Origin of the sequence: Macellibacteroides sp. (genome assembly GCF_050251695.1) — a bacterium.
Classification (GTDB): Bacteria; Bacteroidota; Bacteroidia; order Bacteroidales; family Tannerellaceae; genus Macellibacteroides; species Macellibacteroides fermentans.
This window is the reverse complement of sequence record NZ_JBFWMI010000163.1, coordinates 1-3812: the sequence shown is the minus strand read 5'-3', so window position 1 is coordinate 3812 and position 3812 is coordinate 1. Positions and strand designations below refer to the sequence as shown.

5 protein-coding genes are annotated in these 3812 nt (G+C 40.9%); all 5 read right to left on the bottom strand.

Annotated elements, in window-relative coordinates:
* Positions 1-379 (bottom strand): hypothetical protein (locus AB7E53_RS14495; protein ID WP_446776488.1); only part of this gene is annotated, 379 nt, incomplete at its 3' end.
* 27 nt (positions 380-406) lie between these two features.
* Positions 407-1318 (bottom strand): tRNA (adenosine(37)-N6)-dimethylallyltransferase MiaA, encoded by a 912-nt coding sequence (gene miaA, locus AB7E53_RS14490; protein WP_446776486.1) that lies wholly within the window; start codon positions 1316-1318, stop codon positions 407-409.
* Complete coding sequence (locus AB7E53_RS14485) at positions 1318-1878, bottom strand: IS1096 element passenger TnpR family protein (RefSeq protein ID WP_446776484.1); 561 nt, start codon at positions 1876-1878, stop codon at positions 1318-1320. Before AB7E53_RS14485 ends, miaA begins: the two co-directional genes overlap by 1 nt.
* A gap of 120 nt (positions 1879-1998) precedes the next feature.
* Positions 1999-2781 (bottom strand): acyl-ACP--UDP-N-acetylglucosamine O-acyltransferase, encoded by a 783-nt coding sequence (gene lpxA / locus AB7E53_RS14480; protein ID WP_068180745.1) that lies wholly within the window; start codon positions 2779-2781, stop codon positions 1999-2001.
* 12 nt (positions 2782-2793) lie between these two features.
* Positions 2794-3812 (bottom strand): bifunctional UDP-3-O-[3-hydroxymyristoyl] N-acetylglucosamine deacetylase/3-hydroxyacyl-ACP dehydratase (locus AB7E53_RS14475; RefSeq protein WP_446776482.1); only part of this gene is annotated, 1019 nt, incomplete at its 5' end.

The following is a 3812-nucleotide window of genomic DNA, read 5'->3' as shown; positions in this document are numbered from 1 at the left end:
TAAGCAGTCTTTCAATGCTATGAATGACTGCTAAAATGAGAAAAATACCTACTAACCAGTAGTGTACGGTCATGTTTGTAAAAGATACACCAAATAGAACCAGTACAAAATTATTAAGCATCACAACGAAAGATATAAAGGTCAGCGTCGTAACGACGTTGACTTTTTTTGTAGCAATCATCTCTTTGATGCTGGTTTTGTTTTGTGAAATGTGAATAAATATCATATGAAAAAAAAGTAAGAAGGAGAACTTTTGTACCCTACCTCCTTCATCCAACCATGTGGAAGCCAGATAAACAAGCAAAAATAAGACAATGGATACAAGGATTATTTGTTTACGCAAAGCTTTTTTCTTGGATTGATTCTGTCCGGTAGTCATTCTTACTTATTTCTATGTTTATAATTGTTATAATTCAGGACGCTTTAGTTGTTCGTCCAGGAAAGTTAATATGCCTTCTATGTTGTCCGGATGAAACCAGTTGATTTCTTTATCACGCTTAAACCAAGTCATCTGCTTTCGGGCATACACGCGGCTATTACGTTTTATTTTCTCAACTGCAAAATCCAAAGGCCATTCACCGTCAAGGTAATTAAACATCTCCTTATATCCAACTGTATTCAGTGAATTTAGGTGTTTGTAAGGATATACATGCCGGGCTTCTTCAAGTAATCCATCACGCATCATCTGATCAACCCGGGCATTGATACGGTCGCAAAGTTCTTCCCGATCGCGGGTAAGTCCGATTTTAATAATGCGAAAAGGACGTGTCTTTTTTGTATTTGTACGTAGTTCTGAATAGGGCCTGCCTGTCATCAAACATATTTCAAGGGCATGGATTACCCTTTTGTAATTGTTGAGATCCACCTCGTTGTAATGTTGAGGATCCAGTCGCTTTAAGTCTTCCCGAATCGGATCCAATCCCTCAACTTCAAAACGCTTCATCAGGTTAGTCCGGATCTCCTGACTAACAGTTGGAAGTTCGTCGATACCGTTGCAAACAGCATCGATATACATCATGGAGCCTCCGGTCATAACAACATTGGATGCAGACTGGAAAAGATTCTCCAGACATACCAGAACTTCCTCTTCAAACTGACTGGCATTGTAATAATCGGTGAGAGATAGTGTGCCCACAAAATAATGTTTAACACGGGCGAGCTGTTCGGCTGTGGGGGCTGCCGTTCCTATTACAAGCTCTTTGTACAACTGACGGGAATCCGCCGAAATAATAGGACTGCCTACATGTGATGCCACACGTAGGCTAAGTTCCGTCTTACCAACTCCGGTCGGTCCCAGTAAAACAATAAGCGTATTCATCAAAAGCGCTCATCGTCAAACGGATTTTCCATCGGACCTTCTAGTCCGTCGAAGCCTTCTTTATCTAATTCGTCGATATCGAATTCTGAATCTCCGTAGAAATCTTCTCCTAAATCCTGTGTTCCACCTGTTTTAGGTGTAAAATCATCAAAAGACATAATCTGAACCGGAGGATTGCCAAGAGATATCGAGCATTCCGGTTTATCCATATCTTTTCCCGGGATAATTTCCCTTAACTCCATAAAGAAGGCCCTTTCGGTCATATAATCGAATACATAAAGGAGTTTCTGATGTTCGTCTTCAAGTAACTCTTCTAAACGCGTATCTTCCATTATATAGTTGTCTTCTTCCGAAGCAGTATCCATTTCAACCAGCGTAATTTCTGTTTTTTTGCTCCAGTCGTCTTCACAAATAAAGAATGAACACATCTGATCTTTTGTGTATCCGACAGAATCCAGAATGGCATTGTGCAAATCAAGAAAAGTCGCTTCCGAATCTATCTTAATTTCACGTTTGAAGTCATCAACTTCGTCTGACAGGATAAGAAATCTGAATAACATAATTGTAGTTGTTTTTTGTTGGTTCAAAAGTAGTAAAAAATATTAAATCCCTCTATATATGACATAAAAAAAGCTGCCTCCCTGAGAGAGACAGCTTTCGTTTTTATATAACTGCTCTGGTTAATCCATTGAACCTCTGACAATCCCTCGGCTTGAAGATTTTATGAATCCAAGGATTAAATCACGCTCAATGCTTGGTTCATATTCGCTTTCAATGCAATTGATAGCATCACTATTGTTCAACCCACGGGTATATAGTGTGCGGTATATATCCTGAATCAGAAATACCTGATCGTTCGTGTAACCACGACGGCGAAGGCCAACAATATTAATACCACAGTAGGCGATGGGATCCCGGCCGATCAGTGTATAAGGAGGAATATCTTTTCCAACACGTGATCCACCCTGAATCATAACATGTTTCGATATACGGGTAAACTGGTGTACCAATGTGCCTCCGCTTACAATGGCAAAATCGTCTATTTCTACCTCTCCGGCTATCTGGGTTGCATTACCGATAATAATATGATCTTTTAGAATACAGTCGTGTGCCACGTGCGCATATGCCATGATAAGACAGTCGTTTCCAACAACAGTCTTGCCTTTAGCTTTGGTTCCCCTGTTAATTGTTACACATTCCCGTATAGTTGTATTATTTCCAATCTCAGCCGTCGTTGTTTCGCCGGCAAACTTCAGGTCCTGAGGGATTCCCGAAATGACCGCTCCCGGAAATATCTTGCAATTCGAACCGATGCGAGCTCCGTCCAGAATTACAGCATGAGAGAATATGTGGCAGTTATCCCCGATTACAACATCTTTCTCAATTACTGCAAACGGATCTATTGTAACGTTCTCTCCGATTTTTGCTTCAGGATGAACACTAGCTAATGGGTGTTGATTCATTATCTTTTTAGTTTATTTATTCTTAATGATCTGTGCCATAAATTCGGCTTCACAAACTACCTTTTCGTCTACAAATGCCAGTCCCTTCATTAAAGCACATCCGCGTCTGATCTCCGACATAAACTCGAGTCGGAAAATCAGCGTGTCGCCAGGAACAACCTTCTGGCGGAATTTTACGTTATCTATTTTAAGAAAATAAGTAGAGTAACGATGAGGTTCTTCTACTGAATTAAGCACTAGCAGGCCACCTGTCTGCGCCATAGCTTCAATCTGTAATACGCCTGGCATAACAGGTTCTTCAGGGAAGTGACCTTGGAAAAATGGTTCGTTAACGGAAACATTTTTAACGCCGACAATATGATTGGATCCAATCTCAATGATTTTGTCGACCATCAGAAATGGATAACGGTGTGGCAGCAGTTGTTTGATCCGGTTGATGTCCATAATAGGGGTGCAACCAGGCTTGTAGACAGGAGCTTGTACCTCATTCAGCTTAATGTCTTTACGAATCATGCGAGCCAGTTGGTTGTTGATCTTATGACCCGGACGAGTGGCAATGATATGACCTTTGATTGGTTTACCGATTAGTGCCAGGTCGCCCATGATGTCAAGTATTTTGTGACGGGCAGGCTCATTGTCAAATACTAATGGTTTGTTATTTACATAACCGAGTTCATCGATGTGCTTGTGTGGAATTCCAACAGCATCTGCCAGTTTGTCTAACGACTCCTGTGTTGTTTTCTGATCATAAATAACAATGGCATTGTCCAGATCTCCGCCTTTAATCAGGTTGTTTTGAAGTAATGCTTCAACTTCGCGAACAAATACAAACGTACGAGCTGCAGCAAGTTCGGTCGGAAACTCACGTATGTCGTTCATCGTTGCAAACTGATTCGGCAATACAGGTGAATCGAATGAAATAAGGGCGTTGATGCTGAACTTATCATCCGGAAGAATAATCAGAGACGAACCTGTAGCTTCGTCCTTCACCTCAATCTTGTGTTTTACAATGTAATAATCCTTAGGAGCGT

Excerpts from the sequence above, each read along its gene's own strand:
- miaA (WP_446776486.1), bottom strand. The coding sequence starts at position 1,318 with ATGAATACGCTTATTGTTTTACTGGGACCGACCGGAGTTGGTAAGACG.
- AB7E53_RS14485 (WP_446776484.1), bottom strand. The coding sequence starts at position 1,878 with ATGTTATTCAGATTTCTTATCCTGTCAGACGAAGTTGATGACTTCAAA.
- lpxA (WP_068180745.1), bottom strand. The coding sequence starts at position 2,781 with ATGAATCAACACCCATTAGCTAGTGTTCATCCTGAAGCAAAAATCGGA.